General features: G+C 70.0%; 29 protein-coding genes. 19 read left to right on the forward strand and 10 right to left on the reverse strand.

Annotation, left to right across the window (positions count from 1 at the left end):
• Nucleotides 1-35: 35 nt before the first annotated feature.
• The gene (gene hrpB / locus F620_RS0101180) at nt 36-2,567 is read right to left on the reverse strand and encodes an ATP-dependent helicase HrpB (protein ID WP_026331272.1); all 2,532 of its coding nucleotides are present in this window, start codon (nt 2,565-2,567) and stop codon (nt 36-38) included.
• 218 nt (nt 2,568-2,785) lie between these two features.
• On the opposite strand from hrpB, the gene F620_RS0101185 reads away from it, so the two are divergent.
• The gene (locus F620_RS0101185; RefSeq protein ID WP_019569174.1) at nt 2,786-3,187 is read left to right on the forward strand and encodes a winged helix-turn-helix domain-containing protein; all 402 of its coding nucleotides are present in this window, start codon (nt 2,786-2,788) and stop codon (nt 3,185-3,187) included.
• Nucleotides 3,188-3,323: 136 nt separating this feature from the next.
• Here the strand turns inward: F620_RS0101185 and F620_RS0101190 are convergent, their stop codons facing one another.
• Nucleotides 3,324-3,758 (reverse strand): rhodanese-like domain-containing protein, encoded by a 435-nt coding sequence (locus F620_RS0101190; RefSeq protein WP_019021297.1) that lies wholly within the window; start codon nt 3,756-3,758, stop codon nt 3,324-3,326.
• Nucleotides 3,759-4,026: 268 nt separating this feature from the next.
• On the opposite strand from F620_RS0101190, the gene modA reads away from it, so the two are divergent.
• Genes modA through F620_RS0101215 form a run of 5 tightly spaced genes read left to right on the forward strand, consistent with a single transcriptional unit; the run spans nt 4,027 to nt 7,252 of the window.
• On the forward strand, nt 4,027-4,806 hold the full coding sequence (gene modA, locus F620_RS0101195) for a molybdate ABC transporter substrate-binding protein (RefSeq protein WP_026331273.1): 780 nt from the start codon (nt 4,027-4,029) through the stop codon (nt 4,804-4,806).
• Nucleotides 4,807-4,812: 6 nt separating this feature from the next.
• A complete protein-coding gene (gene modB, locus F620_RS0101200) occupies nt 4,813-5,505 on the forward strand; it encodes a molybdate ABC transporter permease subunit (RefSeq protein ID WP_019021299.1) in 693 nt (230 codons plus the stop codon).
• Nucleotides 5,502-6,608, forward strand: coding sequence for a molybdenum ABC transporter ATP-binding protein (modC, locus tag F620_RS0101205; protein WP_019569176.1), 1,107 nt, complete (start codon nt 5,502-5,504; stop codon nt 6,606-6,608). The genes modB and modC overlap by 4 nt, the downstream gene beginning before the upstream one ends.
• A 48-nt stretch (nt 6,609-6,656) precedes the next feature.
• Nucleotides 6,657-6,935, forward strand: a complete 279-nt coding sequence (locus tag F620_RS0101210) for a type II toxin-antitoxin system RelE/ParE family toxin (RefSeq protein ID WP_026331274.1) — start codon at nt 6,657-6,659, stop codon at nt 6,933-6,935.
• The gene (locus F620_RS0101215; protein ID WP_231373857.1) at nt 6,887-7,252 is read left to right on the forward strand and encodes a HigA family addiction module antitoxin; all 366 of its coding nucleotides are present in this window, start codon (nt 6,887-6,889) and stop codon (nt 7,250-7,252) included. The genes F620_RS0101210 and F620_RS0101215 overlap by 49 nt, the downstream gene beginning before the upstream one ends.
• Before the next feature lie 135 nt (nt 7,253-7,387).
• Here the strand turns inward: F620_RS0101215 and F620_RS0101220 are convergent, their stop codons facing one another.
• Entirely contained in the window at nt 7,388-7,900 is a 513-nt protein-coding gene (locus tag F620_RS0101220) for a DsbC family protein (protein WP_019569179.1), read from the reverse strand.
• A 241-nt stretch (nt 7,901-8,141) separates the two neighbouring features.
• Here F620_RS0101220 and pyk point away from each other — a divergent pair, with 241 nt between their 5' ends.
• The 6 genes from pyk (at nt 8,142) to F620_RS0101250 (ending at nt 15,152) form a co-directional block, all read left to right on the forward strand.
• Nucleotides 8,142-9,584, forward strand: coding sequence for a pyruvate kinase (gene pyk, locus F620_RS0101225; protein WP_019569180.1), 1,443 nt, complete (start codon nt 8,142-8,144; stop codon nt 9,582-9,584).
• 102 nt (nt 9,585-9,686) lie between these two features.
• Nucleotides 9,687-12,140, forward strand: a complete 2,454-nt coding sequence (locus F620_RS0101230; RefSeq protein ID WP_019569181.1) for a Lon protease family protein — start codon at nt 9,687-9,689, stop codon at nt 12,138-12,140.
• Nucleotides 12,133-13,002 carry a universal stress protein gene (locus F620_RS0101235; protein ID WP_019569182.1) on the forward strand — a complete coding sequence of 290 codons (870 nt, stop codon included), beginning with the start codon at nt 12,133-12,135 and terminating at the stop codon, nt 13,000-13,002. Before F620_RS0101230 ends, F620_RS0101235 begins: the two co-directional genes overlap by 8 nt.
• Nucleotides 13,003-13,088: 86 nt before the next feature.
• On the forward strand, nt 13,089-13,385 hold the full coding sequence (locus F620_RS0101240) for a DUF3817 domain-containing protein (protein WP_019569183.1): 297 nt from the start codon (nt 13,089-13,091) through the stop codon (nt 13,383-13,385).
• A 22-nt stretch (nt 13,386-13,407) separates the two neighbouring features.
• On the forward strand, nt 13,408-14,388 hold the full coding sequence (locus F620_RS0101245) for a daunorubicin resistance protein DrrA family ABC transporter ATP-binding protein (protein WP_019569184.1): 981 nt from the start codon (nt 13,408-13,410) through the stop codon (nt 14,386-14,388).
• Entirely contained in the window at nt 14,385-15,152 is a 768-nt protein-coding gene (locus F620_RS0101250) for an ABC transporter permease (RefSeq protein WP_019569185.1), read from the forward strand. Before F620_RS0101245 ends, F620_RS0101250 begins: the two co-directional genes overlap by 4 nt.
• A gap of 97 nt (nt 15,153-15,249) precedes the next feature.
• Here the strand turns inward: F620_RS0101250 and F620_RS0101255 are convergent, their stop codons facing one another.
• From F620_RS0101255 to F620_RS0101270, 4 genes are all read right to left on the reverse strand, one after another.
• The gene (locus F620_RS0101255) at nt 15,250-15,756 is read right to left on the reverse strand and encodes a DsrE family protein (RefSeq protein WP_018870105.1); all 507 of its coding nucleotides are present in this window, start codon (nt 15,754-15,756) and stop codon (nt 15,250-15,252) included.
• A gap of 43 nt (nt 15,757-15,799) precedes the next feature.
• Complete coding sequence (locus tag F620_RS0101260; protein ID WP_026331275.1) at nt 15,800-16,306, reverse strand: DsrE family protein; 507 nt, start codon at nt 16,304-16,306, stop codon at nt 15,800-15,802.
• Between the two features lie 2 nt (nt 16,307-16,308).
• Nucleotides 16,309-16,935, reverse strand: a complete 627-nt coding sequence (locus tag F620_RS0101265; protein ID WP_019569187.1) for a TetR/AcrR family transcriptional regulator — start codon at nt 16,933-16,935, stop codon at nt 16,309-16,311.
• 72 nt (nt 16,936-17,007) lie between these two features.
• On the reverse strand, nt 17,008-17,298 hold the full coding sequence (locus tag F620_RS0101270) for an acylphosphatase (RefSeq protein WP_018946504.1): 291 nt from the start codon (nt 17,296-17,298) through the stop codon (nt 17,008-17,010).
• A 26-nt stretch (nt 17,299-17,324) separates the two neighbouring features.
• Between F620_RS0101270 and arsC the strand changes: the two genes are divergently transcribed.
• From arsC to F620_RS0101285, 3 genes are read left to right on the forward strand one after another with little or no spacing between them, the layout of a single operon-like run.
• Nucleotides 17,325-17,687 (forward strand): arsenate reductase (glutaredoxin), encoded by a 363-nt coding sequence (arsC, locus tag F620_RS0101275; protein WP_018946505.1) that lies wholly within the window; start codon nt 17,325-17,327, stop codon nt 17,685-17,687.
• On the forward strand, nt 17,684-18,310 hold the full coding sequence (gene wrbA, locus F620_RS0101280; protein WP_019569188.1) for an NAD(P)H:quinone oxidoreductase: 627 nt from the start codon (nt 17,684-17,686) through the stop codon (nt 18,308-18,310). The genes arsC and wrbA overlap by 4 nt, the downstream gene beginning before the upstream one ends.
• Nucleotides 18,307-18,687 carry a DUF2069 domain-containing protein gene (locus F620_RS0101285; protein ID WP_019569189.1) on the forward strand — a complete coding sequence of 127 codons (381 nt, stop codon included), beginning with the start codon at nt 18,307-18,309 and terminating at the stop codon, nt 18,685-18,687. The genes wrbA and F620_RS0101285 overlap by 4 nt, the downstream gene beginning before the upstream one ends.
• Here the strand turns inward: F620_RS0101285 and hda are convergent.
• From hda to F620_RS0101300, 3 genes are read right to left on the reverse strand one after another with little or no spacing between them, the layout of a single operon-like run.
• Entirely contained in the window at nt 18,660-19,403 is a 744-nt protein-coding gene (gene hda, locus F620_RS0101290; protein ID WP_019569190.1) for a DnaA regulatory inactivator Hda, read from the reverse strand. The genes F620_RS0101285 and hda overlap by 28 nt on opposite strands.
• Nucleotides 19,400-20,518: an AI-2E family transporter gene (locus F620_RS0101295; protein ID WP_019569191.1), complete on the reverse strand. Its 1,119-nt coding sequence runs from the start codon at nt 20,516-20,518 to the stop codon at nt 19,400-19,402. Before F620_RS0101295 ends, hda begins: the two co-directional genes overlap by 4 nt.
• Nucleotides 20,519-20,534: 16 nt before the next feature.
• Nucleotides 20,535-21,584: a DUF2066 domain-containing protein gene (locus tag F620_RS0101300; protein WP_019569192.1), complete on the reverse strand. Its 1,050-nt coding sequence runs from the start codon at nt 21,582-21,584 to the stop codon at nt 20,535-20,537.
• Between the two features lie 180 nt (nt 21,585-21,764).
• Between F620_RS0101300 and purM the strand changes: the two genes are divergently transcribed.
• From purM to F620_RS0101320, 4 genes are read left to right on the forward strand one after another with little or no spacing between them, the layout of a single operon-like run.
• A complete protein-coding gene (gene purM, locus F620_RS0101305; RefSeq protein WP_019569193.1) occupies nt 21,765-22,826 on the forward strand; it encodes a phosphoribosylformylglycinamidine cyclo-ligase in 1,062 nt (353 codons plus the stop codon).
• A gap of 5 nt (nt 22,827-22,831) precedes the next feature.
• Nucleotides 22,832-23,509, forward strand: coding sequence for a phosphoribosylglycinamide formyltransferase (gene purN, locus F620_RS0101310; protein WP_019021318.1), 678 nt, complete (start codon nt 22,832-22,834; stop codon nt 23,507-23,509).
• Nucleotides 23,487-24,326: a DUF3108 domain-containing protein gene (locus F620_RS0101315; RefSeq protein ID WP_026331277.1), complete on the forward strand. Its 840-nt coding sequence runs from the start codon at nt 23,487-23,489 to the stop codon at nt 24,324-24,326. Before purN ends, F620_RS0101315 begins: the two co-directional genes overlap by 23 nt.
• A gap of 8 nt (nt 24,327-24,334) precedes the next feature.
• A complete protein-coding gene (locus F620_RS0101320) occupies nt 24,335-25,741 on the forward strand; it encodes an NAD(P)/FAD-dependent oxidoreductase (RefSeq protein ID WP_019569195.1) in 1,407 nt (468 codons plus the stop codon).
• Nucleotides 25,742-25,769: the final 28 nt, after the last annotated feature.

The following is a 25,769-nucleotide window of genomic DNA, read 5'->3' on the forward strand; positions in this document are numbered from 1 at the left end:
ACCCGATCCGGAGCCGGACTCCGGGGGGCGGTCGATCACCGCCGCTTTGCATGCCGGGTCGCGGGCGCATCCCAGGGGTCCTCGGGCCATGGATGCTTCGGATAACGCCCCTTCAGCTCGCGGCGCACCTCCGGGTAGCCGTTCGCCCAGAAGCTCTTCAGATCCTGAGTGACCTGTACCGGGCGCCCGGCCGGTGACAGCAGATGCAGCATCACCGCCACGCGGCCACCGGCGACCGTCGGGGTGTCGGTCAGGCCGAACAGCTCCTGCAGCTTGACCGCCAGCACCGGCGGCTCGCAGGTGTAGTCGACCCGGTGCGCGGAGCCGGACGGCACCTCGATGCGCGCCGGCGCCTCGCGCTCCAGTTGCTGCTGCTGGGCCCAGTCCAGGCGTGCCCGCAGGATCGCCGCCAGATCAAGGCGTTCCAGATCGCGCCGCCGCGTGATCCCGGCGAGATACGGGCCCAGCCAGTGCTCGAGATCCGCCAGCAGCGCGGTATCGCCCATATCCGGAAAACCCGCCTCGTGCAGCAGGCGGATGCGCGCGCGGAGCTGACTGGCCGCCGCATCCCAAGGCAGCCGCTCCAGCCCCTCGCGGCGCAGCCGTGCACACCACGGGGCGACGGTGTCGGCGGGATCCTCCAGCGCGATCATCTGCCGTTCGATCACCAGCGTTCCGACCCGGCGGATACGCGCATTCTCCAGGCGCGCACCGTCCTCCACCCAGTCGCAGCGGGTCTCGCGGTGGAACAGCTCCGGCGCCTCGCGTTCCAGCACCGCCGGATCCAGCGCCACCGCACAGCGGATGCGGGCCTCGCGTTCGGCATCGCTGCAGTCCACCGCCACCAGGAATTCCGCATGCGCCAGGCGTTTGCGCTCCGGCAGCACCGCGCCGCGGCCGTTGCCCATCACGAAACGCCCGGCCGCGCCACCACGGCGCCGGGCGATGCGCTCCGGCCAGGCCAGCGCGGCCAGCACGCCGAGGGCGGCGGGCTCGTCCATCGCCCCGTCCGCCCCCGCTTCGCCGGCTTCGGCCGCACCCGCGACCCGTTCCAGTCCCTGTTCCAGACGCCGCAGGGATCGCTGCCAGGTCCGTCCGCCCGCGCGCCGCGCCCGCTCCAGTCGCAGTTCCAGATCCAGGGGCATCTCCGGTCCGGCCAGCCCGGGTTCCTCCACCAGTACCGCCAGCTCACAGGCCAGCCGCGACCACCCGCGTTCCTGCGCACGCAGCAGCATGTGCGCCAGCCGCGGATGGGTCGGCAGGCGCAGCAGCGCACGCCCGTGATCGGTGATGCGCCCCGCTGCGTCCACCGCGCCCAGTTCCGCGAGCAGCGCCTGCGCCGAGGCCAGTCCCTGCGCCGGGGGCGGTTCCAGCCAGTCCAGCCCGGCCACCGGCTCGCCCCAGCCCGCCAGTTCCAGCGCCAGCGGCAGGAGGTCCACCTGGCGCAGTCCCGGGGTTGCATAATCCGGCCGGGCGACCTCGTCCGCCCGTGCCCACAGCCGGATCGCGACGCCGGGTTCGGTGCGTCCGGCACGCCCGGCACGCTGTTCGGCCGCGGCCTTCGAGGCCGCCACCGTCACCAGGCGCGAAAGCCCGGTAGCCGCATCGAAACGCGGCTCGCGGGCCAGTCCCGCATCCACCACCACCCGTACACCCTCGATCGTCAGGCTGGTCTCGGCGATGTCGGTGGCCAGCACCACCTTGCGTTCACCCGCCGGGGCCGGCTGTACCGCGCGCGCCTGCTCCTCCGCGGCCAGACGGCCGAACAGCGGCACGACCCGCGCATGACCGGACGGCGTATCCAGGCCGGCTTCCCCGCCCGCCTGCAGCCGCCCAGCCACCTCGCGGATCTCGCGCTCCCCCGGCAGGAAGACCAGCAGGGAACCGCTCTCGGCCGCCAGCGCCTCGCGCACCGCCCCGGCCACCGCGTCCGCCAGCGACGCGTCCGGCGCCGGCGGCGCATGCCGCACGTCCACCGGAAACTGCCGGCCGCGCGCCCGCAGCACCGGCACGGGTTCGGCCCCGCCCTCTGAGCCGCCGTCTGGCCCGCCCCCGGCCAGCAGGCGCGCCACCGCGTCATCATCCAGCGTGGCCGACATCACCACGATGCGCAGCTCCGGGCGCAGCAGCCGGCGCACCTGCAGCGCGAAGGCCAGCGCCAGCTCCGCCTCCGGCCGGCGCAGGTGGAATTCATCGAAGACCAGGGTATCGACGCCCTCGAGCAACGGGTCGGCCTGAATCCGGCGCAGGAAGATCCCGTCGGTGACCAGCTCCACCCGGGTCTGCGCCGACACCTGCTGCGCGTCGCGCACGCGATAACCCACCGTCTGCCCCACGGCATCGCCGCACTGCCCGGCCATGAACGTCGCCGCCATGCGCGCGGCCAGGCGCCGCGGCTGCAGCACCACGACACGCCCGGGCGACTCCCCGGAGGCCAGATGCAGCGGCACGCGCGTCGTCTTGCCCGCCCCGGGCTCGGCCACCAGTACCGCCGCCCCGTGCGAAGCCAGCGCCGCATCCAGCGGCCCCAGCAGATCCTCCAGCGCCGCCGCTTCTTCGCAGGCCATCATCGCGAACGGGCCACCCGCCAGCGGACACCGCGGCCGACGCGGAACCGGGCCGATCTGGAAAGCTTGCTCACCATGTCCTCAGTCTCGCAGATCCCGCCGCACCGCGCCGCCCGCCCGGTGCATCCCGGGCCCACCCCGGGCCCGTACCCGCCACACGCCTCGCAATCCGCGGCCTTTCACGGCACCATCCCCGCAGATTTCGACCATGGCCAGCCATGAGCAGCGACCCCGACAACCCCGACAGCGCCCCCAACAGCCAGAACCGGCATGACCCGACACCCCGCCTGCGGATCCTGCTGGGCGAGGTGACGGCCCTCGGACCGGGCAAGGCACGCCTGCTGGAGGCCATCCGGAGCGCGGGTTCGATCTCCGGTGCGGCGCGTGACATGGGCATGTCCTATCGCCGGGCCTGGAACCTGGTGGAGACCATGAACCGCAGCTTCCGCGAACCTCTGGTGGATACCGCACGTGGAGGCTCCCGGGGCGGCGGCGCCCGGGTCACACCGCTGGGCGAGGACGTCCTCGCCCGCTACCGCCGCATGGAGGAGCGCGCCGCCGAGGCCATCCGCGACGAGCTCGACGCCATGCGCCCGCTGCTGCGCGACGACAACGAATAGCCCGCATATCTGGCCATATTGACTATGGGCTATGGGACTATGCGGGTATGTGGGTATGTGGGAGCGTGCTCGCACGCGAACACCCCGACGCCCTCAAGGGCCCCGGCCGTGACGAAACCGCCGCGGCCCGCGACCCTCAATCCGCCTTCCCCGAAGCCTGCCACCCGCGAAACCCCTCGCGCACCGACAGGCTGCGTACATACCCCAGATCGCGCAGCAGCTGCGCCGCCCGCAGGCTGCGCCGCCCGCTGTTGCACAGGCACAGCAGGATCTGATCCTGGCGCACATGGTGCTGGTTGATCAGCGACAGGAAGTGCTGGAAGTCCCGCTCGTCCGGCTCGTCCGCATCCAGCAGCTCCTGTTCTTCTTCCGACAGATGCTTGCCCAGCAGCTGCTTCAGCCGGAACAGCGGCACCGATACCGCACCATCCACCGCGCCTTCCAGCTCCAGCTCGAACGGCTGGCGGATGTCCAGCAGTACCGCCAGCCCGATATCCACCAGCTCGCGCGACGCATCCACGCTGATCTCCAGCTGCGGCTCGTCCATCGGTTCGTTCGTTTCGTTACTCATGCGCACTCCTTCAAAAAGGCGCTGAATCGAGGCATCCCGGATCCGGGATGCACGGCCGGCCGGCGGTCCCCCGGCCCCTGCGGCCACCGGGCCCGACCGCCCGATGCTTGACCGGGTTCATCGAGCCCGTTATGTTTCACTAAACATAACGCGAATGCAAAAATCCCCGCCGACCCGACACCCGGATCCTCCACCCATGGCCCGATCCCGTGCAAAAAGCACGAGCACCCCCGTGCGTGAAAGAACAAACCGAAAAGGACGCCCGATGATGCACCTGCGCACCCTGCTCCTGACCCTGTTCCTGTTGCTGCCCGGCCTGGTGGCCGCCAACGACCCGCTGACCATCGCCGCCGCCTCCGACCTGCGCTTCGCGCTGGACGAGATCATCGAGGAATACGAGCGCGAACACCCGGACGACGCGGTGCGCGTGACCTACGGCTCTTCCGGGCGCATGACCACGCAGATCATGAACGGCGCGCCGTACGACGTCTTCTTCTCCGCCGACATCGCCTACCCGCAGAAGCTGCGCGCGGAGGGCCATGCGGTGACCGAGCCAGAGGTCTACGCCATCGGCCGCATCGTGCTGTGGAGCAACCGCATGGATGCCTCCACGATGACACTGGAAGACCTGACGCGCGACGACATCCGCCGCGTCGCCATCGCCTCGCCCACCCACGCGCCCTACGGCGTGCGCGCGATGGAAGCGCTCAAGTCCGCGGGTGTCTGGGACGAGCTGCAGCCGAAGATCGTCAACGGCGACAACATCGCCCAGACCGCGCGCATGATCCAGGCCGGCGGTGCCGAGATCGGCATCATCGCCCTGTCGCTGGCCGAGTTCCCGGACCTCGCCGAGCACCCGCACCACCTGATCGACGACGCGCTGCACGAACCCCTGACCCAGGGCTTCATCATCACCCGCCGGGGCGAACACAACGCGACCGCGCACCGCTTCGCCGACTACATGAACGGCGACACCGCCCGCGACATCATGCGCCGCTACGGCTTCGTGATGCCCGGCGAAGAGCTGCCCGACGACGCCGCCCGGTAACCGGACATGTTCGAGCTGAGCCCCACGGACTGGATGGCGATCGAGGTCACCCTCAAGCTGGCGATCTACACCACGCTGATCCTGCTGGTGATCGCCACGCCCATCGCCTGGTGGCTGGCCAACGGCCGCGCCCCCGGCGGCCTGCGCACCGCGGTGCAGGCGCTGGTGGCCCTGCCGCTGGTGCTGCCGCCCACCGTGCTCGGCTTCTATCTATTGGTCCTGCTGGGCCCGGCCGGCCCGGTCGGCAGCACACTGGAGAGCTGGGGCCTCAACCACCTGGCCTTCACCTTCCAGGGCATCCTGATCGCCTCGGTGATCTACTCCCTGCCGTTCGCGGTGCAGCCGCTGCAGCAGGCCTTCGCCAACCTCGGCCGCCGGCCGAGCGAGATCGCCGGCTCGCTGGGTGCCGGCCGGGTGGACCGCTTCTTCACCGTGATCCTGCCGATGTCGCGCGGCGGCTTCATCGTCGCCGCCACCCTCGCCTTCGCCCACACCCTCGGCGAGTTCGGCGTGATCCTGATGCTGGGCGGCGCCATCCCTGGCGAGACCCAGGTGCTGTCCATCCTGATCTACGACCACGCCGAGGCCATGGACTTCGAGGCCGCCCACCGCCTGTCCCTCGGCTTGCTGGTCTTCGCCTTCGCCGTGCTGTTCATCGTCTACGCGATCAACCGCCGCTTCGACACGGTGCGCCTGTGACTGGCCCCATCGACGAGACCCTGCGGATCAAGGCGCGGCTGGAGCGCGCAGGCTTCACCCTGGACGTGGACACCGCCTTCCCGCTGCAGGGCGTCACCGCCCTGTTCGGCCGCTCCGGCTGCGGCAAGACCACACTGCTGCGCATCATCGCGGGGCTGGAACACCCGCCCGGCGCCGAGGTGCACTTCGGCGCCACCCCCTGGCAATCCGGCAAGACCTTCGTCCCGCTGCACCGCCGCCGCGTCGGCCTGGTGTTCCAGGAATCCACCCTGCTCCCGCACCTGTCGGTACGCGGCAACCTGCTCTACGGCTACAAGCGCACACCGGAGCCCCTGCGCCGCCTGCACCTGGACGAGGTCGCCCGCCTGCTCGGCATCGATGACCTGCTGAGGCGCCGCGCCGAGGCGCTCTCCGGCGGCCAGCGCCAGCGCGTCGCCCTCGGCCGCGCCCTGCTCACCAGCCCGGACCTGCTGCTGCTCGACGAACCCCTGAACGCCCTGGACACCCAGACCCGGCGCGAGATCATGCCCTTCCTCGCGCGGCTGTCCGAGGAGACCGGCATCCCCACCCTGCTCGTCACCCACGCCCCGGACGAGGTCGAACGCCTCGCCCACCGCGTCGCCTTCATGCACGACGGCCAGCTCGAACGCCTGGAACCCCTGCGCGAGGCGCTGGCCCGAGCCGACTCCCCCCTGTTCCGCGAACAGGGCGCCGTCTCCGTCCTCCAGGGCGAACTCGGCCCGGCCGACAAACACGGCCTGCACCCCTTCGGCCCGCCCGAGGCCCGCTACCACGTACCGACCACCCCCGGCACCACCAACGGCGCCGGGAGCCAGGCCCGCCTGCGCATCGATGCCCGCGACGTCGCCCTCGCCCTCTCCGCGCCCGACGACGTCTCCGTCTTCAACATCGTCCCGGTCACCATCGAGTCCCTCGACGAGGCCCCCGGCCACCACGGTCCCGCGCGCATCCTCGCCGTCTGCCGCCAGCACGACGGCCAGACACTGATGGCCGAACTCACCCGCCTCTCCGCCGAACGCCTGCGCCTCCAACCCGGCACCCGCGCCCACGCCCTCGTCAAAGCCGTCGCCTTTCTCGACTGATCACATCAATGAGGCGTCGCATGTCGCGCAATGCGCTACACTCGTAACATGATCAAGTCGTTTCGGCACAAGGGACTGCGCCGCTTCTTCGAGTCGGGCAGCGTGACTGGCATACAACCTCGACATGCAGGACGTCTGAGAATACTGCTGGCAGCACTGGATACGGCGGCCACGATCGAAGACATGGATATCCCCGGGTTCCACCTGCACCGACTGAAGGGCACTGCAAAGGGACGCTGGAGCATCCGGGTCAGCGGCAACTGGCGTCTAACCTTCGAATTCCGCGACGGCAATGTCCATGTTCTGGATTACGAGGATTACCACTGATGACGATGCACAACCCTCCGCATCCGGGCGAGTTCATTCGCGAGGTCTATCTGGAACCATTCGGGCTGAGTGCCCGCCACCTGGCCAGCAAGCTCGATGTCTCGCCTTCCACCCTGGGGCGTATCCTGCTGGGGCGCAGCGGGGTCAGCCCCGAGATGGCGCTGCGTCTTTCGAAAACGCTCGGGCGATCTCCGGAAAGCTGGCTTGCCATGCAGGACCAGCATGACCTCTGGTGCGCACGCAGGAACGTGAAGCTGGACGGCGTGCAGCGGATCCAGTTCGACGGGCTCGGCGACAACGAACAACCAGGCGCGTAGTGCGGCAACCAGGTGGGCGACGGGCTAGGTGGCTGCCTCCGGCCGGGTCAGCGTCCAGGCATCCACCGATATCGTTAAGGACCAGAGAGGGCCCCAGCGCATGGAGAAGGGGCCGCTTCCGGCTCGTTACGCTGCTTACCGGGCCACCTCGGCTTCCAGCATGTCTGCGAGTTCGGCGGCGGGGACCAGGCCGTACCTGATCTGGCCCTTGGGGGTGATGATGGTGGGGGTACCCAGGAAGCGGTGCTCCCGGGCGATGGCCAGATGATCGGCCACGGGATTCGGGCAGCCTTCCGCCTTTACTTCGGTCCCGCCCAGCTTGGCCCGCGTGATGGCATCCTGCCGGTCGTCGCTGCACCACACCGCCTCCATCTGCTCGAAGGCATTGCCGATGACGGGGAACGCCGCATAGCGAATGCGGATGTCCCACAGGAGGTAGTCATCGATTTGCTGGTGGAACTCGCGGCAATAGGGGCAGTTGACGTCGGTAAAGACCGTCACGGTGTACCGGGGGTCCTCCGGCTCAAAGACGATGAGCTCGTCCTCGTCCAGGCCCCCCACCAGTTGCACGATCTCGGCCTGCCGTTCCCCGGCGGCCGCGTTGCCGCTCAGGCCGAACACCAGTAGCGCCACGGCCACCAGGACCATGGGCCATGGGCCATGGGCCATGTGCAGATCCCGTTCGTCCGTATCACGTGCACCATCCCTCCGGCTTGATATGTCGACAGCCGGTGTTTGTCGGCCTGGCGGATCCCCTGCCCCGGAACACATACCCATGGACCATTGCGAGGGATCCGGGTTCCGGATGGAGGACGCCTGCCGGTCTCGGTGGCGACAGACTTTCGCGGACGGTTTACTCTCGGTAGCAGTGACCGAGCAAGAGCCTGCCATGCCGTTTCCCGCACAGAAGACCAAGATCGTGGCCACCGTCGGGCCGGCGTCCGATTCTCCGGAGACGCTGCGGCGGATGATGCAGGCGGGGCTGAACGTGGTCCGGCTGAACTTCTCGCATGGCGATCCCGCCTGTCACGCCGGGCTGATCGCACGGATCCGCGAGGCGGCGCAGGAAACCGGTACCCGTGTGGCCATCCTCGGGGATCTGCCGGGGCCGAAGATGCGCATCGGCGAACTGGCCGAGGAGCCGATCGAGCTGGAGCCGAGTCAGGGCATCACGCTGACCACGCAGGAGTGCATCGGGGACGCCTCGCGGGTCAGCGTGTCGTTCTCCGGGCTGCCGGAGGCGGTGCAGCCGGGCGATGCGCTGTTTTTGAACGACGGCTACATCGAGCTGGAGGTGGAGTCGGTCGCAGGGCCCGACGTCAGCTGTCGCGTGCAGACCGGCGGGGAACTGCGCTCGCGCAAGGGGCTGAACCTGCCAGGCATCGATCTCGGGATCCGCGCCTTCACGCTGGAGGATCACGAATGGCTGAGGTTTGCGGCGCAGCACGGGGTGGACGCGGTCAGCCAGAGCTTCGTGGTCGACGGCGAGGACATCCTGGCGGTGCGCAAGGCCGCGGAGGATCTGGGCTACAACCCCTTCATCATTGCCAAGATCGAGCGCGCCGATGCGCTGGAGCAGCTCGACAGCATCCTCGAGACGGCCGACGGTATCATGGTGGCGCGCGGGGATCTGGGGGTGGAGATCCCGATCGCGAGCATCGCGCTGGCCCAGCGCCGCATCACCCGCCGTGCCAACCGGCACAACCGCCCGGTGATCACCGCCACGCAGATGCTGGAGTCGATGGTGAACTCGCGCCGGCCCACGCGCGCCGAGGCCACCGACGTGGCGAATGCCATCCTCGGCGGCACCGACTGCGTGATGCTCTCCGGCGAGTCCGCGATGGGGCGCTATCCGGTGGAATCCGTGGCGATGCTGGCGGCCATCGCCCGCTCGATCGAACCGGAACGCGACGCGGCCGCGGGCACCGACCACCCCGACGAACCCGACTTGCCCGAGCAGGAGCGCGCCGCCGACCTGATCGCGCGCAGCGTGTTCCACACCGCGCACCGGAGCCGACCGCAGGTCACGCTGGTGCCCACGCTCAGCGGCGCCACCGCCCGACGCATCGCCGGCCTGGGCCTGCCCTGCTGGATCACGGCCTTTACGCCGCACCCCGAAACCGCTCGGGGCCTGCAGTTTTCCTACGGTGTCCGGCCGGAGGCCGTGGCCGAGGACCGCAGCGACTGGAACGACTTTGCGCACCAGTGGCTCGCGGAGAACGGCATCAACGAAGGCCTGGCCCTGCTCGTCCAGGGGCCATCCGAGCCGCACCCCTCGGGCAACCACCGCCTGGAGCTGCTGGAACTGGGTCCTGTCCACACACGAGGCTGATCCCGGCTGCGGGAGCGCGGCCCGGCAACCCCGGGGTGCAGGCCTTTGTCGCCGGGGCAGGTATCCGGCTATGGTCCGGGGTACGGATCAAGGAGAGCTGGCATGACCCGACCGACACCCCTGGACGCGGAACGGACCTACCATCGCTGCCCGCCGGAGCAGCTCGCGTTCGACACCACCGAAGAGCTGGAAGAACTGGAACTCCCCTGCGGCCAGGACCGGCTGCTGCGCGCGCTGGAATTCGGTGCGGGCATGCGCAGCGCGGGTTTCAACCTGTTCGTGCTCGGCCCCGAGGGCAGCGACCGGCACGACCTGGTGCGGCGTTTTCTCGCCCGCCGCGCGGCCAGCGAAGAGGTTCCGCCGGACTGGTGCCATGTCTTCAACTTCGACCGGCCGGAACGCCCCCATGCGATTCGCCTGCCGGCCGGCGAGGGACGTCAGCTGCGCGATGATCTCGAGAACCTGGTCGAGGAGATGCGCACCAGCATCCCCGCCGCCTTCGAGAGCGACGAATACCAGGGGCGGCTGCGGGAACTGCAGGAGGAGATGTCCGAACGCCAGAACGAAGGCGTCCGCGAGGTCCAGGAAGAGGCCAACAAGCACGACATCGAGCTGGTGAGCACCCCCAGCGGCTTCACCTTCGCGCCCGTGCGTGACGGCGAGGTCCTGGACCCGGAGGAATACGAAAAGCTGCCGGAGGAAGAACGCGAGCGCATCGAGCAGAAGGCGGAGGAACTGCAGAAACAGCTGCAGCAGGCCATCCAGCAGGTGCCCCGCCTGCGCAAGGAGCTGCGGGAGAAGGTCCACTCGCTGAACGAGGAGATGGTGCAGCTGACCCTCGGCGGCCCGATCCGCGAACTGAAGGAGAAATGGGCGCACCTGCCGCGGGTGGTGGAACAGCTGGACGCCATCCACGGGCACGTGGTGGAACACGCCGAGGCCTTCCGCGGCGGCCACGACGAACAGGGCGGGCAGGACGGGCAGAGCGGGCAGGATCACGCGCCCCCGGAAGCGCTGCTGGCCCGCTTTCGCGCCAACCTGCTGGTGGACCATGCGGAAACCGAAGGGGCGCCGGTGATCTACGAGGACCTGCCCAATCACCAGCATCTGACCGGCCAGATTGAACACCACGTGCACAACGGCGCGCTGTACACCGACTTCTCGCTGATCCGCGCCGGTGCGCTGCACCACGCCAGCGGCGGCTATCTGATCCTCGACGCCCGGCGAGTACTGATGCAGCCAATGGCCTGGGACAGCCTGAAGCGCGTGCTGTTCTCCGGCGAGATCCGCATCGAATCACTGGAGCGGCTCTACGGCCTGGTCAGCACGGTCAGCCTGGAACCCGAACCGGTCCCGGTGTCGCCCAAGGTGGTGCTGGTGGGCGACCGCCTGCTGTATTACCTGCTGTCGCATTACGACCCGGACTTCGCCGAGCTGTTCAAGGTCGAGGCCGACTTCGAGGACGACCTCGAGCGCGACGAGGCCGGTTACGCCCTGTACGCGCGCATGCTCGCCAGCATGGCGCGGCGCGACGAGCTGCGCCCGCTGGACCGCGGCGCCGTGGCCCGCACCATCGAACACGCCAGCCGTCTGGCCGGGGACCAGACCAAGCTCACCGCCCATGACCGCACCCTGCGCGACCTGCTGATGGAGGCCGACCACTGGGCGCGTCAGGCGGAGGCCGAAATCATCGGCACCGCCCACATCGAACGCGCGATCGAGGAACGCATCGAGCGCTCGGCACGCGTGCAGCGGCGCAGCCTGGAGCAGATCCGCCGCGGCACGGTGATGATCGCCGCGGAAGGCAGGCAGACGGCCCAGGTCAATGGCCTGTCCGTGATGCAGCTGGGCAGCCACCTGTTCGGACGCCCCATGCGCATCACCGCGACCGCGCGGCCGGGCAAGGGCCAGGTCATCGACATCGAGCGCGAGGCCAGACTGGCGGGACCGATCCACAGCAAGAGCGTGATGATCCTCTCGCGCTTTCTCGCCAGCCGTTACACCGGGGATGCGGAGCTGTCGCTGTCGGCCAGTCTCGCCTTCGAACAGTCCTACGGCGGGATCGAGGGCGATTCCGCCTCGGTCGCCGAGATCTGTGCCCTGCTGTCAGCCATCGCGCGGGTCCCGCTGAAGCAGGCGCTGGCGGTAACCGGCTCGGTCAACCAGCACGGCGAGGTCCAGGCCGTCGGCGGGGTCAACGAAAAGATCGAGGGGTTCTTCGATGTCTGTCGGGAGGCGGGCGAGATGAACGGCCACGGCGTGCTCATCCCGGCCAGCAACGTGGAGCACCTGATGCTGCGGCGCGACGTGCGCGAAGCCGTGGCCGCCGGCCGCTTCCGCGTGTACCCGCTGCGCACGGTGGACGACGCCGTCGCCCTGCTCGCCGACATGCCCCCCGGGGAAGCGGACGCCGATGGCGAGTTCCCGGCGGAGAGCTTCAACCGCGCGGTCGCCGACCGGCTGGCGACCTTCGCCCGCCTTGCGCGGCATCGCCGGCACGAGGACGCGGGCGCGGAGGACGCCGGACCCGTTCCTCGGGACGAGGACGATGACTGATCCCGCGGGCACACAACCGCCCCCGTCGGCGGAGGCCGGGCGCATCCTGGTCCTGCTCGACGCCTCGCGCGCCAGCCAGGCCGCGCTCGAGGCCGCGGCGGCGCTGGCCTCGACGCTGCAGGGCGAGCTGCAGGCGATCTTTGTCGAGGAGGCCGATCTGCTGCGCAGCGCCGCCTACCCCTTCACCCGCGAGATCGGTTCGCTCTCCGGGCAGCCGCGGCCACTGGAAACCGGGCCGCTGGAAACCCGCCTGCGGCGCCGCGCCGCCCACCTCCGCCGTGCGGCCGAACAGGCCGCCGCGCGTGCAAGGATCCACTGCTCGCTCGAGGTCCGCCGCGGATCGGTGCGCCGCGAGGTGCTTGCGCTGACCACCCCCGGTGATTTCCTCGTGCTGGGCAAGATCGGATGGTCGGCCGCGACCGGCAGCCGCCTGGGCTCCACCGCCCGCAGCCTGGTCCATGAAGCCCCGGGACGGGTCCACCTCACCGGAACCCGGCCGACACGCCCCGACAGCCCGGTCCTGGTGGTGGTCGATGCCCCGGAGACCGCGCACGATGCGCTCGTCTTCGCCCGCGCCCGGGCCCGCCATCAACGGCGCCCCCTGACCGTGCTGCTCGTCCCGCTGGACGACCCCGACGCCGCGCGGGAGCGGGACCGGGCCCTGAGCGAATGGGTGGCGACCGACGACCCTCCGGTGCGGGTTCACTCGCTGCGCTCGAGCGCTCCCCGCGAGCTGCTCCGCGCACTGGAGCGTCAGCCGGCGGCCGAAGTGGTGCTCGGCCGCCGCAGCCCGCTGCTGGCCGGCCCGCAGGGCGACGCCCTGCTCGGCGCCCTCGAGGCCCCGGTCACCATCACGCCGTAGGGGCTGCGTCAGGCACCGGGAATGCCGCCGACGGCGCGCCCGCGTGCTACCCTTCGCGGCCGTTTCACCAGCGATACCGGAAGGCCATGAAATACTTTCGCGCGATCAGCGTGATCGAGGGCATCTCCCTGATCACGCTACTGTTTGTCGCCATGCCGCTGCGCACCTATGCGGACATGCACATGGCGGTCACCTGGGTCGGCTGGATCCATGGCATCCTGTTCCTGATCTATGCGGCCGCCACCGTGGTGGCCAGCCACCTGCGCGGCTGGTCGGTACTCAAGTGGCTGCTGGTCCTGGCAATGGGCGTGGTGCCCTTCGGGTTCCTGTACGTGGACTGGATGATCCGACGCGAGCTGACGCGCGAGCTGCAGCACGCCTGACCGTCCGCCAACGGAGGCAAGCGTGGACAACACCATCGAGGTGGAAGGCCTGGTCCGGGATTTCGCCGGCGCCCGCGCGGTAGACGAGGTCAGCCTGCAGGTCCCGGCCGGCCATGTACTCGGGCTGCTGGGCCCGAACGGCGCCGGCAAGACCACCACGGTACGCATGCTGGCGACCCTGCTGTCCCCCACCGCCGGTCGCGCGCGGGTCGGCGGCCTCGATGTCGTCGACGAGGCGGCGCGGGTGCGCGAGATCATCGGCCTGACCGGCCAGTACGCCTCGGTGGACGAGAAGCTGACCGGGCGCGAGAACCTGATCCTGATCGCCCGCCTGCTGGGCATGAAGCGCGCCGCGGCCCGGGCCCGTGCCGACGAGCTGCTGTTCGACTTCTCCCTGCAGGAGGCCGGGCACCGCCCGGTGCAGACCTATTCCGGCGGCATGCGCCGGCGGCTGGATCTGGCCGCCAGCCTGGTCGGCCGCCCGCGCATCCTGTTCCTCGACGAACCCTCCACCGGTCTGGACCCGCGCGCCCGCCGCGACCTGTGGGCGCGGGTGCGCCGGCTGCAGGACGCGGGCACCACGGTGCTGCTGACCACCCAATACCTCGAGGAGGCCGATGCGCTGGCCGATTCCATCGTGGTGCTGGATCAGGGCCGCGTGATCGCCGAGGGCACGGCCGCGGAGCTGAAGGCCCGGGTCGGCACGCGCACGCTGTTCCTGCGCCTGGCGCGGGCGGACCAGGCGGATGCAGCCGCCCGCCAGGTAGCCACGCTCACCGGCAGCGAACCGCACGTGGAAGGCGAGACCCTCAGCGCACCGGTGGCCGAGGCCTCGCTGCTGCCGGCGGTGCTGCGCGAGCTGGATGCCGCCGGGATCGAGGTCGCGGAGCTGGGCCTGCGCAGCGCCAGCCTGGACGACGTGTTCCTGTCACTCACCGGACAGACCGGCAGCGCCGGCGCCCCGGCCGATGCCGCCGGGGACAGCGGGGAGGATGCCGCATGAACGCCCTCGACCAGACCCTCGCGCTGGCCTGGCGCAGCCTGGTGCAGGTGCGCCGCAATCCCTGGGAGCTGGGGGACTACTCCATCCAGCCGATTCTGTTCCTGGTGCTGTTCCTGTTCGTGTTCGGCGGGGCCATCGCCGGCTCGCCGGATGACTACCTCGCCTTCGTGCTGCCGGGCGTGATCGTGATGAACATGCTGTTCGTCACGGTGTATGTCGGCCACGGCCTCAACATCGACCTGACGCGCGGGGTGTTCGACCGCTTCCGCGCCCTGCCCATCCCGCGCTGGGCGCCGCTGGCCGGGCGCATCCTCGCGGACGTAGTGAAGCAGCTCCTGTGCATCGCCCTGCTGCTGATCGTGGGCTACCTGCTGGGCTTCCGCCTGGCCACCTCCTTCGGCCATCTGCTGGTCATGGTGCTGCTGGTGCTGACCTTCGCGGTGGCCTTTTCCTGGGTGATGGTGCTGGTCGGCGTGCTCGCGCGCGACCCGGAACACGTGCAGCTGTTCGGCTTCACCGCGCTGTTCCCGGTCACGTTCGTCAGCTCGGCGTTCGTCCCGGTGGAGACCATGCCCGAGTGGCTGCAGGGCTTCGTGCAGGCCAACCCGGTGTCGCTCCTGACCGACGCCGCGCGCGGGCTGATGAACGACGACGGAGCGGTCGCGGCCCCGGCGCTGGCATCGCTGGCCTGGGCGGCGGGGATCGCGGCGGTGTTCGCGCCGTTATCCGTATGGGTGCTCAACCGCCGGCTGGCGCGCGGCTGAGCCCTGGCGGGCGCTACGCCCGCGGGTGGCCGGACAGAAAAAAGGCCGCTGCACGGATGCAACGGCCCAAAGGCCCCGTGTGATGGGGTGTGCGGGTTCAGTAGACCGGCACCAGCGCGTAGCCCTGGTTCTGGTAGCCCATCACCGCGATGAATCCGCTGCGAACCGGCTTGATCGGCTCCAGGATGGTGTCGTTGTCCACGCCGTAGGCGCGGGTGGCGGCCGAGCAGACTTCCATCTGCACGCCCAGTTCATCCAGCCGGTCCACTGCCTTCGCGATCTCCTCCAGGGTCTCCGCGTGGTCGATGTCGACCTCCGGCTCCGGATCGGTGGTGATGAACTTGACCGCCTCGGCGATGAACACCATGCGCAGGTCGGGCTCCACGCCCTCCTTGAGCAGGTTCTCGTGGTTGGTGGCAATACCGCGCAGGTACGCCAGCATTACGTCCGGATCGGACTTGCGCATGTCGTAGACCGCCCGCATGGTCTCGATGCCCTGGGTCGCCTCGCGGTTGTCCAGGCCCTCGTCGTCGGCGACCGCCGGCACGGCCAGACCGAGCGGCAGGACGCAGGCGAAAAAGATGCTCAGTATCGTTTTTCTCATGTAGTTTCCTCCTCCTGGTGGTTTTCCGGTTCTCTTCCCGGGGTCAGTAGATCGGGATCACCGCATAGCCCTGCGCCTGATACCCGGTCAGCGACACGAAGGTATTGCGTACGGGATCAATACCCGGCAGAAGGTCGTGGTTCTCCACGCCAAACAGGCGCGTGGCCACCGAACAGGCCTCCATCCGCACGCCCTTCTCGCGCAGCGCGGCGATGTGCTCCTCGATCGCGTCCAGATGCTCGAACTGCGTCAGTTCGAACCGCTCGCGGTCCTCGCTGACCATGGTCACCGCCAGCCCGCGGAAGGTCAGGATCATGTCCGGCTCCACGCCCTGGTCGGTGAAGTCCTCGTGGGTCTCGCGGATCACCGTCAGGTACAGCGCCAGCCCCTCGGGGTCGCTGTTGTTGAGATCGAACACCACGCGCCCGGTCTCGACGCCTTCCAGCGCCTTCGCGTCGGTGGGTTCGGCGCCGGCTTCGGCGGCGGACACCGCCAGCATTGGCCATGCGGCCAGCGCCAGCAGCAACGGCAGTACGGCCATTCTTTTCATCATCATGCGTTCTCCCGGGTGGTGTTGCGAGGCGGATCCATCGCAATCGCCCGCCATGCCGCCTCCTGCATGTCGGGCGAAAAGTCGGACAGGGGCCGGTCCAGCACGCCATCGAGGTACAGGTGCAGCAGGCGGATGGCTCCGCCGAAGGCCACAGTGGCCGCCACCGGCACCTCCATCGGCCGCAGCTCGCCGGCCGCCATGCCCTGCTCGATGCATTCGCGCATGCGCTGGAACGGCTGCGACGAACACACCGGCGGTTCATCCGGCAGGAACTCCCGGTGGCGGGACTCCAGCACGAAGCGCATGGTCTGCGGGGCCTGTGCGGTGGTCTCGAACAGAAAGGCGATGATCCCGTCGCAGCGCGTGCGGCAGTCCTGACTCTCCTCCATCACCTGCTGCAGCCCGGCATCCATGCGCTGCAGCAGGTCGTCGTACAGCGCCTTGGCCAGGGCCTCCTTGTTGCCGAAGTGGTGATAGATCGAACCAATCGACACCCCGGCCTGGCGGCGGATGTCGTGGATGGAGGTATTGAAATAGCCGTCGGCGCTGAAGCGCTCGAGCGCGGTGTCCAGCACCAGCTTGCGCAGGGTCTCCCCGCGTACGACCTTTCCGGGACTGGCAGTCATCGACGCCTCACTAAAACGAACGTTCGTTCTAATCTACACCCGCAATGCGTCGGGGGAAAGACCCGACCCGGCTCAGCCGGTGGTGAACCGCTCCGGCGGCGGCTGCGGGATCGGAACGTCCTCGACCTGCAGATCGTCCACCCGGGCCTGGCGCGGGCCCTCCTGCAGCCACGTCCCGAGCCGGTCGAGGGCCTCGGGCGAGCCCACCGCCAGCACCTCCACGCTGCCGTCGGGGAGATTGCGGGCATGGCCGGTCAGGCCCAGCGGGCGCGCCTGTTTCTGCGTGGAGGCGCGGAAGAACACGCCCTGCACCCGGCCGCTGACACGCCAGCGGCGGGCCCGGTTATCATTGGCCTCAGTCATGAATCCTTCACCTCCGGAGTCCGTGCATGTCCGAATCGCCACGCCCTACGCTGTACCACAACCCGCGCTGCAGCAAGTCCCGCGCCGCGCTGGCCCTGCTGCGTGAACGCGACATCGAGCCGGAGATCGTCGAATACCTGAAGACCCCGCCGGACGCGGACACCCTGCGCACGATCCTCGAGCGTCTGGAAGTGCGCCCGCGCGAGCTGCTGCGCACCGGCGAGGCCGAATACCGCGAACTGGGCCTGAAGGACGCCGAGCTGGACGACGAGGCGCTGATCCGGACCATGGTCGAACACCCGAAACTGATCGAGCGCCCGATCCTGGTCCACGGTGACGCCGCACGCATCGGCCGGCCGCCCGAACAGATCCTGGAGATCCTGCCGTGAGCGCCGCCGTGGAAGTCCTGGTGCTGTACTACAGCCGCTACGGCGCCACTGCCGAACTGGCGCGCCACGTGGCCACCGGCGTGGAGCAGTCCGGGGCCACCGCCCGGGTACGCACGGTCCCGCCGGTGACCACCGGCACCCCCGGCGACACCCCGGCGGTGCCCGACAGCGGCCCGCCCTGGGCCGAGACCCGCGATCTGGAAGAATGCGCCGGGCTGGTGCTGGGCTCGCCGACCCGCTTCGGCAACATGGCCGCGCCGCTCAAGCACTTCCTCGATGGCACCAGCGGGCTGTGGGCCAGCGGCGGCCTGGTGGATCGCCCGTTCGGGGTGTTCACCAGCACCGCCAGCCAGCACGGCGGCCAGGAGACCACCCTGCTGACCATGGCCCTGCCGCTGATCCATCAGGGCATGCTGTGGGCCGGCGTGCCGTACACCGTGCCGGAACTCTCCACGACCACCACCGGCGGCACGCCCTACGGCGCCAGCCACGTGGCCGGGGAACGCGGCGAGGCGCCGGTCTCGCGCGAGGAGCAGCGCATCGCCAGCGCGCTGGGCGAGCGCGTGGGGCGGCTGGCGCAGCGGCTTCAGGCCGCAGAGGGCCGGGGAGGCGGCAAGGCATGAACCTCGTGGCCCTGTTCCGCTGGATGGCCCTGATCGGCTGGTTCGGCCTGTTCGCCACCCTGCTGGCATTCACCGGCTGGCTGCAGCCGCCGGAGGCCCTGCCGCGCGCCCTCGCGCTGGCGATCCTGCTGGTGCCGCTGCTGTTCCCGCTGCGCGGGGTCCTGCATGCGCGCCGCTACACCCATGCCTGGGCCAGCCTGCTGGCGCTGGCCTACATCACCCTCGGGATCACACTGGCATCGGTCGCCAGCGACCGTCTCTACGGTGCGCTGGTCACGGGCTTCAGCCTGGCCTGGTTTGCCGGCTGCCTGCTGTTCGTGAAGCTGGACGCGCGCCGCGCCCGCGCGGCTCAGTCGGCGGCCGAACGCGCCAGCTGATCGCGCACGAAGGGGATGGTCAGGCGGCGCTGTTCGGCCAGTGCCGCCAGATCGAGGCGTTCCAGCAGGGCCAGCAGCGCGGCCACGTCCCGCCGCTGGTGGCGCAGCACGTAGGCGGCCACCGCATCCGGCATCTCCAGGCCGCGCCGCCGGGCGCGGTCCACCAGGATGCGCCGCAGGTCCTCCTCCTCCGGGGGCTCCAGGCGGAATACCGGCCCCCAGCCCAGGCGGGAGCTCAGATCCGGCAGGGTCGCGCCCATGCCGTCCGGCGGCTCCGGCGCCGCCAGCAGCACCCGGCAACCGGCATCGCGCAGACGGTTGAGCAGGCCGAACAGCGCCTCGTCCCAGGCCGGCGAGCCGACCACCGCCGCGAGGTCATCCAGCGCCACCAGCCCTGCACGCTCCAGCCCGTCCAGCACCGCCGCGGGGGGCGCCGTGGCCAGTTCCGCCAACGGCAGGTAGGCGGCCCGGTCGCCGCGTTCATGCGCCACGTGGCAGGCCGCCTGCAGCAGGTGGGTCTTGCCGATCGCGCCCGGCCCGTGCAGATAGACCTGCGGCTGACTCAGTCCGGCGTTGCGCCCCAGGCTCTCCACGGTGTCACGCGCGATCCGGTTGGCCTCGGCGTGGTATTCCGCAAAGCGCGAGGCATCACGCAGCCGCAGGTCCAGCGGCAGCTGGGCCACGTCGGTGTCGGCGCTGGCGGGATCTCGGGTCACGGGTCGGCATCCCCTCCGGGGGCGGGCTGATTGAGCGCGCGATAATGCGCCAGCGCGTGGCGCACCGCAACGGCCAGCACCGCCGCCACCGGCAGGGCCAGCAGCACCCCCACGAACCCGAACAGCTGCCCCCCGGCCAGCACGGCGAAGATCACCGCCACCGGGTGCAGCCCGGTGCGGTCCCCCACCAGCCACGGCGTCAGCCAGACCGATTCGAGGACCTGCGCCACCGCGAAGATCGCCCAGACCACCAGCAGCAGGAGCCAGCCATCCCCGGCAAACAGCACCGCGGCACTGGCCAGGCTGATGCCCACGATCACGCCCACGTACGGGATGAAACTCACCACACCCGCGATCACGCCGATGGCCAGCCCCAGCTCCACGCCCACCAGCGACAGGGCCACCGCATAGAACAGGCCCAGCGAAACCATCACCAGCAGCTGCCCGCGCAGGAACGCACCCAGCACTTCGTCGGATTCGCGCGCGAAGGTCTCCACCGGGGGCCGCCAGCCCAGCGGCAGCAGGTCATGCAGGCCGTCGATCAGGCGCGGCCAGTCGCGCAGGAGATAGAAGCTCACCACCGGGATCAGCACCAGGTTGAGCACGCCCATCACCAGCGCGGTGGTGGAACTACCGATCCAGTGCAGCGCGCCGCCGGCCAGGCCGCCCGCCTCCTGCCAGTGGCGCGCCACCATGTCCTGCACCGCCTGCGGATCCAGCGCCGGGATGCCGTCGCCGACATGCCGCTCCAGCCATGGCCGTGCCTGCTGGTCGAACCACGCCATGATCTCCGGCAGGAACAGGAACAGGCGCTCCAGCTGGGCGGCGACCAGCGGGATCAGGACCAGCACCACCGCCGCCAGCAACAGCATCAGCAGCAGGAAGATGACCAGCGTGGCCACCGTGCGCGACGTGTTCAGGCGCACCCCCAGGCGGGTCACCAGCGGGTTGAACAGGTAGCCCACCAGCAGCGCGACCAGAAACGGCATGAGAATGGGTGCCAGCAGATACAGCGCGCCGGCCACGACCAGCAGCCCCAGCAGCGCGGCCACGGTGGCGGCGGATACGTTTCCCGGGGTCGGGTCACCGGGGGGCGGGGTTCCTGCGGCGCTCATCGGATCCTCCTCCGGATCAACGCACACCCAGCCACAGTGCGGCGTCGGGGCGTCCGGCCTCTTCCCGTTCCTCCTCCCCGGCCGCGGGGAAACCCGCGTCCTGCAGCACTTCGTCCAGGGCCTCGGCATCCAGACCGGTGCGCAACCGCAGGGTCAGGGCGGCCCCGCCCAGCGAGTCCAGCTGCACGCGTTCGATGGCCTCCATGCCGTCCAGCCGGGCACGCAACTGGCGAAAACCGTCGAAACCCGCCACCCCGGTAAAGCCCACCGTGATCCACTCGGGTTCGTCCGGCACCCGCGCCAGGTCAGCGCTCATCCGGTCCAGCGCCGTGGCGGTCGCCCGACGCGCGGCCGCCGGGGCATCCGCGCCGGTGGCCTCGGCACGGTATTCGCGGTCCCGATGCACCAGCAGGGCCCGCGCGCGGGTCTCCCCTTCCGCCGGTCGCAGGTGCAGCAGGATCAGGCCGTCCGGACCGTAGCGCCGAGCGGCCTCGAACAGCGGTTCGGTCACGCGTCCGACGATGTCGCTGATGCGCGCCTCGCGCCGGTCCTGCAGATCCCCCAGCGGCAACAGCAGCGGCATGTCCCGCTCGCCGGCCAGGCTCTCCAGCGCGGCCAGCACGCCGGAGTCCTCCCCGACGGACGCGGTGCCCAGCAGGTCACGCCGGCCGTCGGCCTCCTCCACCGCCCACACCAGCAGGGACGGACGCGAGCCGACGATCATCGGAACGGCGGCGTCGCGCAGCGACCGGCGCAGGGCAGTCCGGTCGAACTCCAGGCGATAGCCGCCCGCGTCGCGCGCCTGCTGGCGCTCCAGCGCCGCCGGCAGTTCGTCATCGTCCGGGGTCTCGCGCAGCTCGTCGGCGAGCGCCCGCACCGCGTCGGAATCCAGCCCCGCCACCCGCACCAGCGCCGCGTGGAGCCCTTCCGCCAGCGCCGCTTCGCGCTCTTCCGCATCGCTCTGAACGACCAGCGTCCCCGCCCCCGCGGCCTGTGGCAGCAAAGCGATCAGCCACAGGGACAGGAACAGAGCGACAGCGGAAATGGAACGCGACACGGCAGGCATGGGACTCACGGGCAGCAGGCAGGCAACACGCCGCTCAACATAGCACAGCGCCCGCCGCCGGCGCGCCGCCCGTGCTTTGCAAGCCCCGGCACGGGCGGCTAACATGCCCGGGTTCAATGCGCGCCTGCCCGCGGGCAGCGTCGCGGCCCGCCAGAAGGCCCTTTTCCGGGAACGTTGCCCATGTCCGAATCCTCTTCCGGTCTGACCTATCGCGAGGCCGGCGTCGACATCGCCGCCGGGTCGGAACTCGTCGAACGCATCAAGCCGCACGCGCAGCGCACCCTGCGCCCCGAGGTCCTGGCCGGCCTGGGCGGCTTCGGCGCGCTGTTCGAACTGCCCGTGGATCGCTACCGCCGCCCGGTACTGGTGTCCGGCACCGACGGGGTGGGCACCAAGCTGCGGCTCGCCCAGCAGACCGATCGTCACGACTCGATCGGCATCGATCTGGTGGCGATGTGCGTGAACGACATCATCGTGCAGCGTGCCGAGCCGCTGTTCTTTCTCGACTATTACGCCACCGGCCACCTCGACATCGACATCGCCGGCGATGTCATCACCGGCATCGCCGAGGGCTGCGAGCAGGCCGGCTGCGCGCTGATCGGCGGCGAAACCGCCGAGATGCCCGGCATGTACCAGGGCGAGGACTACGACGTCGCCGGCTTCGCGGTCGGCATCGCGGAGAAGGATCAGCTGCTGGACGGCAGCCAGGTGGCCGCGGGCGACGTGATCCTCGGGCTGGCGTCCAGCGGTCCGCATTCCAACGGCTACTCGCTGATCCGGCGGGTCCTGGAACACGTGCAGGCGGACCTCGACGCGCCGCTGCCCGGCGGCGACGGCGAGACCCTGGGCGCGGCCCTGATGGCGCCCACCCGCATCTATGCCCGGCCGCTGCTGGAGGTCATGGCACGCCACCCGGTGCACGCAGCGGCCCACATCACCGGCGGCGGCCTGACCGAGAACCTGCCGCGCGTGCTGCTCTCGGAGACCCTGCATGCGCGCATCGACACGAACGCCTGGCAGTGGCCGGCGGTGTTCCGCTGGCTGCAGCAGCAGGGCGGCATCGCCGACGAGGAAATGCTGCTGACCTTCAACTGTGGCATCGGCATGACGCTGATCCTGCCGGAGGCCAGCGTGGAGGCGGTGTCTTCGGAACTGACCGCCGCCGGCGTCCCGGCCTGGCCGATCGGCGTGGTCGCCGAGTGCGCGGAACACGAACCCGGCGTGGTGTACACCGCGGGATGACAGGCATGGCCCCGCAACGCCTGGTCGTGCTGATCTCCGGGCGCGGCAGCAACCTCAAGGCCCTGATCGACGCCTGTGAACGCGGCGAGATCAACGGCCGGGTGGTCGGCGTGATCAGCAACCGCCCCGACGCCGGCGGACTCGAGTTTGCGCGCGCCCGCGGCATCCCGGAGCAGGTCCTCAACCACCGCGACTACGCCGGGCGCGAACCGTTCGACGCGGCCCTGGCCGAAACCATCGAGGCGTTCGAACCGGACCTGGTGCTGCTGGCCGGGTTCATGCGCATCCTGACCCCGGGATTCGTGGAACGCTTTACCGGACGGTTGCTGAACATTCACCCGTCGCTGTTGCCGAAGTACCGCGGACTGGACACCCATGCCCGCGCCCTGGCTGACGGCGAGACCGAACACGGCGCCAGCGTGCACTTCGTCACGCCGGAACTGGACGGGGGACCGGTTATCATGCAGGCACGGGTCCCGGTTCTGGCCGACGACACCGAAGCCTCCCTGAGTGCGCGCGTGCAGCAGGCCGAGCACCGCCTCTACCCCGCAGCAGCCGGGCTGGTGTGTTCAGGGCGGATTCAGTGGTCGGAACCCACGATCCGGTACGATGGCGCCCCGCTGGAGGCGCCCCTGCAGCTCGATCACGAGGTGACTTCCCATGCCCCAGGTGAATCGTCCTGACGCCGCCCGACGGCGTTTCACGGCGCGGTTGCTGACCGGTCTCGTCCTGGCGCTGGCCGCGATCCTCGCAACGGCGTTCCCGACCGCCGCCCCTGCCGCCGACAGCAACGCGGACCCGGCGGACGCGTCGCGGATTCCGCCGTTCACCGCCAGCTTCGAGGCCACGGCCATGGCCAGCACGCTGAATGCCTCCATGAGCCTCAACCACGAAGACCTCCGCACGCGCATGGCGATGGATGCCCACGTGACCGGATTCCTGCGCGTACTCGGGCGCTTCGAACTCAGCCGCGAATCGCTGCTGAACACCAATGGTTCCGGCCTGCACCTGATCTCGTCGCGCTCCCACCAGGTCACCCCGCGCGACGAGCGTAAAGTCGAAACCCGCCTGGACCACGAGGAACAGCAGGCCATCGGCCACATCGACAGCGAGCGGTTCACGCTCGACGTGCCCGAGGGCACCCTCGACTTCCTTGGCTCGCTCTACATGATGATGCAGCAGCTGGAAACCGGTGAACTGGGCAACACCGGCGACACCGTCCGTATCCGCACCCTGGAGCGCGACCGCCTGCGCGAATACGAATTCCGCCGGGACGGCGAGGAGACCGTGGACTCCGGCATCGGCTCGCTGGACACCGTGCGCGTGGTCCGCCGCAGCGACAACGGCGATGTCGAACTCGCCGCCTGGTTCGCCCCGGACCTGAACCACATCCCCGTGCGCTTCGACTACGAGGCCGGGGGGCGCGTGTTCGAACTCGAACTCACCGCGCTGGAATGGCACGAACCCATCATCGACCTGACCGAAGACCCCAATCCGTGAGCACATCCATGAGCGAAACCTTCGACCTGGCCATCATCGGCAGCGGCCCCGGCGGTTATCGCGCCGCCGTCCTCGGCGCCCTGCGCGGACTCTCCGTCGTCATCATCGAGAAGGACACCTGGGGCGGCTGCTGCCTCAACCGCGGCTGCGTGCCCAAGAAGGACTGGTACCACACCGCGCGCACCGTGGCTGCCCAGCGCCACTTCGAGGGCCGCGGCATCCGGGGATCGCTGAGCGCGGAGATGGACCCGGCCTGGGACCATCAGAAGGAGGTCGTGACCTCGGTGCGCGATTCCTACCTGGAATACATGAAGCACCTGAAGATCCAGTACCGCGAGGGCACCGCGCGCTTTCGCGACGCCAGCACCCTGGAGGTCACCGGCGCCGACGGCAGCGAGACCCTGGAGGCGAAGCACACCATCATCGCCACCGGCGCCACCGCCACCGTGCCCGCACCGTTCGAGGCCGTCCCCGGGCGGGTGATCACCACCGACATGCTGTTCGACGAGCGCCCGCCGCAAGGGCACCGGGTCGCCATCATCGGCTCCGGCGTGGTGGCCACCGAATTCGCCTTCATCTTCTCCCAGCTGGGCAAGGAAGTGACCTGGCTGACCCGCTCGAAACCCCTGAACGGCCAGAAGTTCAGCCCCCAGGCCCTGTCGACGCTGAAGGACAAGCTGGGTGAGAACGGCGTCGAGCCGATCCGGGTGAAGGGCTACGAGAGCGTGGAGACCACCGATAACGGCGTCGTCATCACCGATCAGGACGGCGGGCGCCACGAGGTCGACTGGGTCCTGCTGGGTACCGGCCGCACGCCGCATACCGCGGACCTGAACCTGGAAGGCGTCGGCGTGCAGACGGACGCGCGGGGTTTCGTGCAGCGGCGCGCCACGCTGCAGACCGACGTCGACCACATCTATGCCATCGGCGACGTCGCCAGCGAATGGCAGACCGCCAACCACGCGCTGGCCGATGCCACCATCGCGGTGGAGAACATCCAGACCGGCAACACCCGCGAGCAGGACGAACGCTACGTGCCGATCGCCATCTATTCGGCGGTGGAGATGGCGCGCCTGGGCATGGACGAGGACGATGCCGAGGACGAAGAGCTGGAACCCGCGGTCGGCTTCGCCGCGTTCGAGACCTCGCCACGCGCCCTGGGGCAGGACGAGCCCGAGGGCTTTGTTCGCCTGATCGGCGACATGGACACCGGCGGCCTGCTGGGCGGGGAGGTCATCGGCGGTGACGCCGGCGAGCTGATCCACATCCTGTCGCTGGCCCCCGATCGCGACACCGCGCTCAACTGGATCGCGAAGGGCCAGTGGAACCACCCGGCCCGCGCCGAGGAGTTCCTCAACGCCACCGAGACCCTGGCCTCCAAGTGGGGCCTGAAGGCCGAGATCTTCGACCTGTGACCCGCCGGCCGGCGCCCGTCGCCGGCCG

This window comes from Thioalkalivibrio sp. ALE11, from assembly GCF_000381205.1.
GTDB lineage: Bacteria > Pseudomonadota > Gammaproteobacteria > Ectothiorhodospirales > Ectothiorhodospiraceae > Thioalkalivibrio.

Bases quoted from the DNA above. Each gene is read 5' to 3' on its own strand.
- F620_RS0101185 (WP_019569174.1), top strand. From the start codon at position 2,786: ATGAGCAGCGACCCCGACAACCCCGACAGCGCCCCCAACAGCCAGAAC.
- F620_RS0101315 (WP_026331277.1), top strand. From the start codon at position 23,487: ATGCCCCAGGTGAATCGTCCTGACGCCGCCCGACGGCGTTTCACGGCG.
- hrpB (WP_026331272.1), bottom strand. From the start codon at position 2,567: ATGGCCTGCGAAGAAGCGGCGGCGCTGGAGGATCTGCTGGGGCCGCTG.
- F620_RS0101285 (WP_019569189.1), top strand. From the start codon at position 18,307: ATGAACCTCGTGGCCCTGTTCCGCTGGATGGCCCTGATCGGCTGGTTC.
- F620_RS0101260 (WP_026331275.1), bottom strand. From the start codon at position 16,306: ATGAAAAGAATGGCCGTACTGCCGTTGCTGCTGGCGCTGGCCGCATGG.
- F620_RS0101265 (WP_019569187.1), bottom strand. From the start codon at position 16,935: ATGACTGCCAGTCCCGGAAAGGTCGTACGCGGGGAGACCCTGCGCAAG.
- F620_RS0101295 (WP_019569191.1), bottom strand. From the start codon at position 20,518: ATGAGCGCCGCAGGAACCCCGCCCCCCGGTGACCCGACCCCGGGAAAC.
- modA (WP_026331273.1), top strand. From the start codon at position 4,027: ATGCACCTGCGCACCCTGCTCCTGACCCTGTTCCTGTTGCTGCCCGGC.
- F620_RS0101220 (WP_019569179.1), bottom strand. From the start codon at position 7,900: ATGGTCCTGGTGGCCGTGGCGCTACTGGTGTTCGGCCTGAGCGGCAAC.
- F620_RS0101230 (WP_019569181.1), top strand. From the start codon at position 9,687: ATGACCCGACCGACACCCCTGGACGCGGAACGGACCTACCATCGCTGC.
- F620_RS0101270 (WP_018946504.1), bottom strand. From the start codon at position 17,298: ATGACTGAGGCCAATGATAACCGGGCCCGCCGCTGGCGTGTCAGCGGC.
- purN (WP_019021318.1), top strand. From the start codon at position 22,832: ATGGCCCCGCAACGCCTGGTCGTGCTGATCTCCGGGCGCGGCAGCAAC.
- purM (WP_019569193.1), top strand. From the start codon at position 21,765: ATGTCCGAATCCTCTTCCGGTCTGACCTATCGCGAGGCCGGCGTCGAC.
- modB (WP_019021299.1), top strand. From the start codon at position 4,813: ATGTTCGAGCTGAGCCCCACGGACTGGATGGCGATCGAGGTCACCCTC.
- F620_RS0101320 (WP_019569195.1), top strand. From the start codon at position 24,335: ATGAGCGAAACCTTCGACCTGGCCATCATCGGCAGCGGCCCCGGCGGT.
- F620_RS0101235 (WP_019569182.1), top strand. From the start codon at position 12,133: ATGACTGATCCCGCGGGCACACAACCGCCCCCGTCGGCGGAGGCCGGG.
- F620_RS0101190 (WP_019021297.1), bottom strand. From the start codon at position 3,758: ATGAGTAACGAAACGAACGAACCGATGGACGAGCCGCAGCTGGAGATC.
- F620_RS0101255 (WP_018870105.1), bottom strand. From the start codon at position 15,756: ATGAGAAAAACGATACTGAGCATCTTTTTCGCCTGCGTCCTGCCGCTC.
- F620_RS0101250 (WP_019569185.1), top strand. From the start codon at position 14,385: ATGAACGCCCTCGACCAGACCCTCGCGCTGGCCTGGCGCAGCCTGGTG.
- F620_RS0101300 (WP_019569192.1), bottom strand. From the start codon at position 21,584: ATGCCTGCCGTGTCGCGTTCCATTTCCGCTGTCGCTCTGTTCCTGTCC.
- F620_RS0101240 (WP_019569183.1), top strand. From the start codon at position 13,089: ATGAAATACTTTCGCGCGATCAGCGTGATCGAGGGCATCTCCCTGATC.
- arsC (WP_018946505.1), top strand. From the start codon at position 17,325: ATGTCCGAATCGCCACGCCCTACGCTGTACCACAACCCGCGCTGCAGC.
- F620_RS0101210 (WP_026331274.1), top strand. From the start codon at position 6,657: ATGATCAAGTCGTTTCGGCACAAGGGACTGCGCCGCTTCTTCGAGTCG.
- pyk (WP_019569180.1), top strand. From the start codon at position 8,142: ATGCCGTTTCCCGCACAGAAGACCAAGATCGTGGCCACCGTCGGGCCG.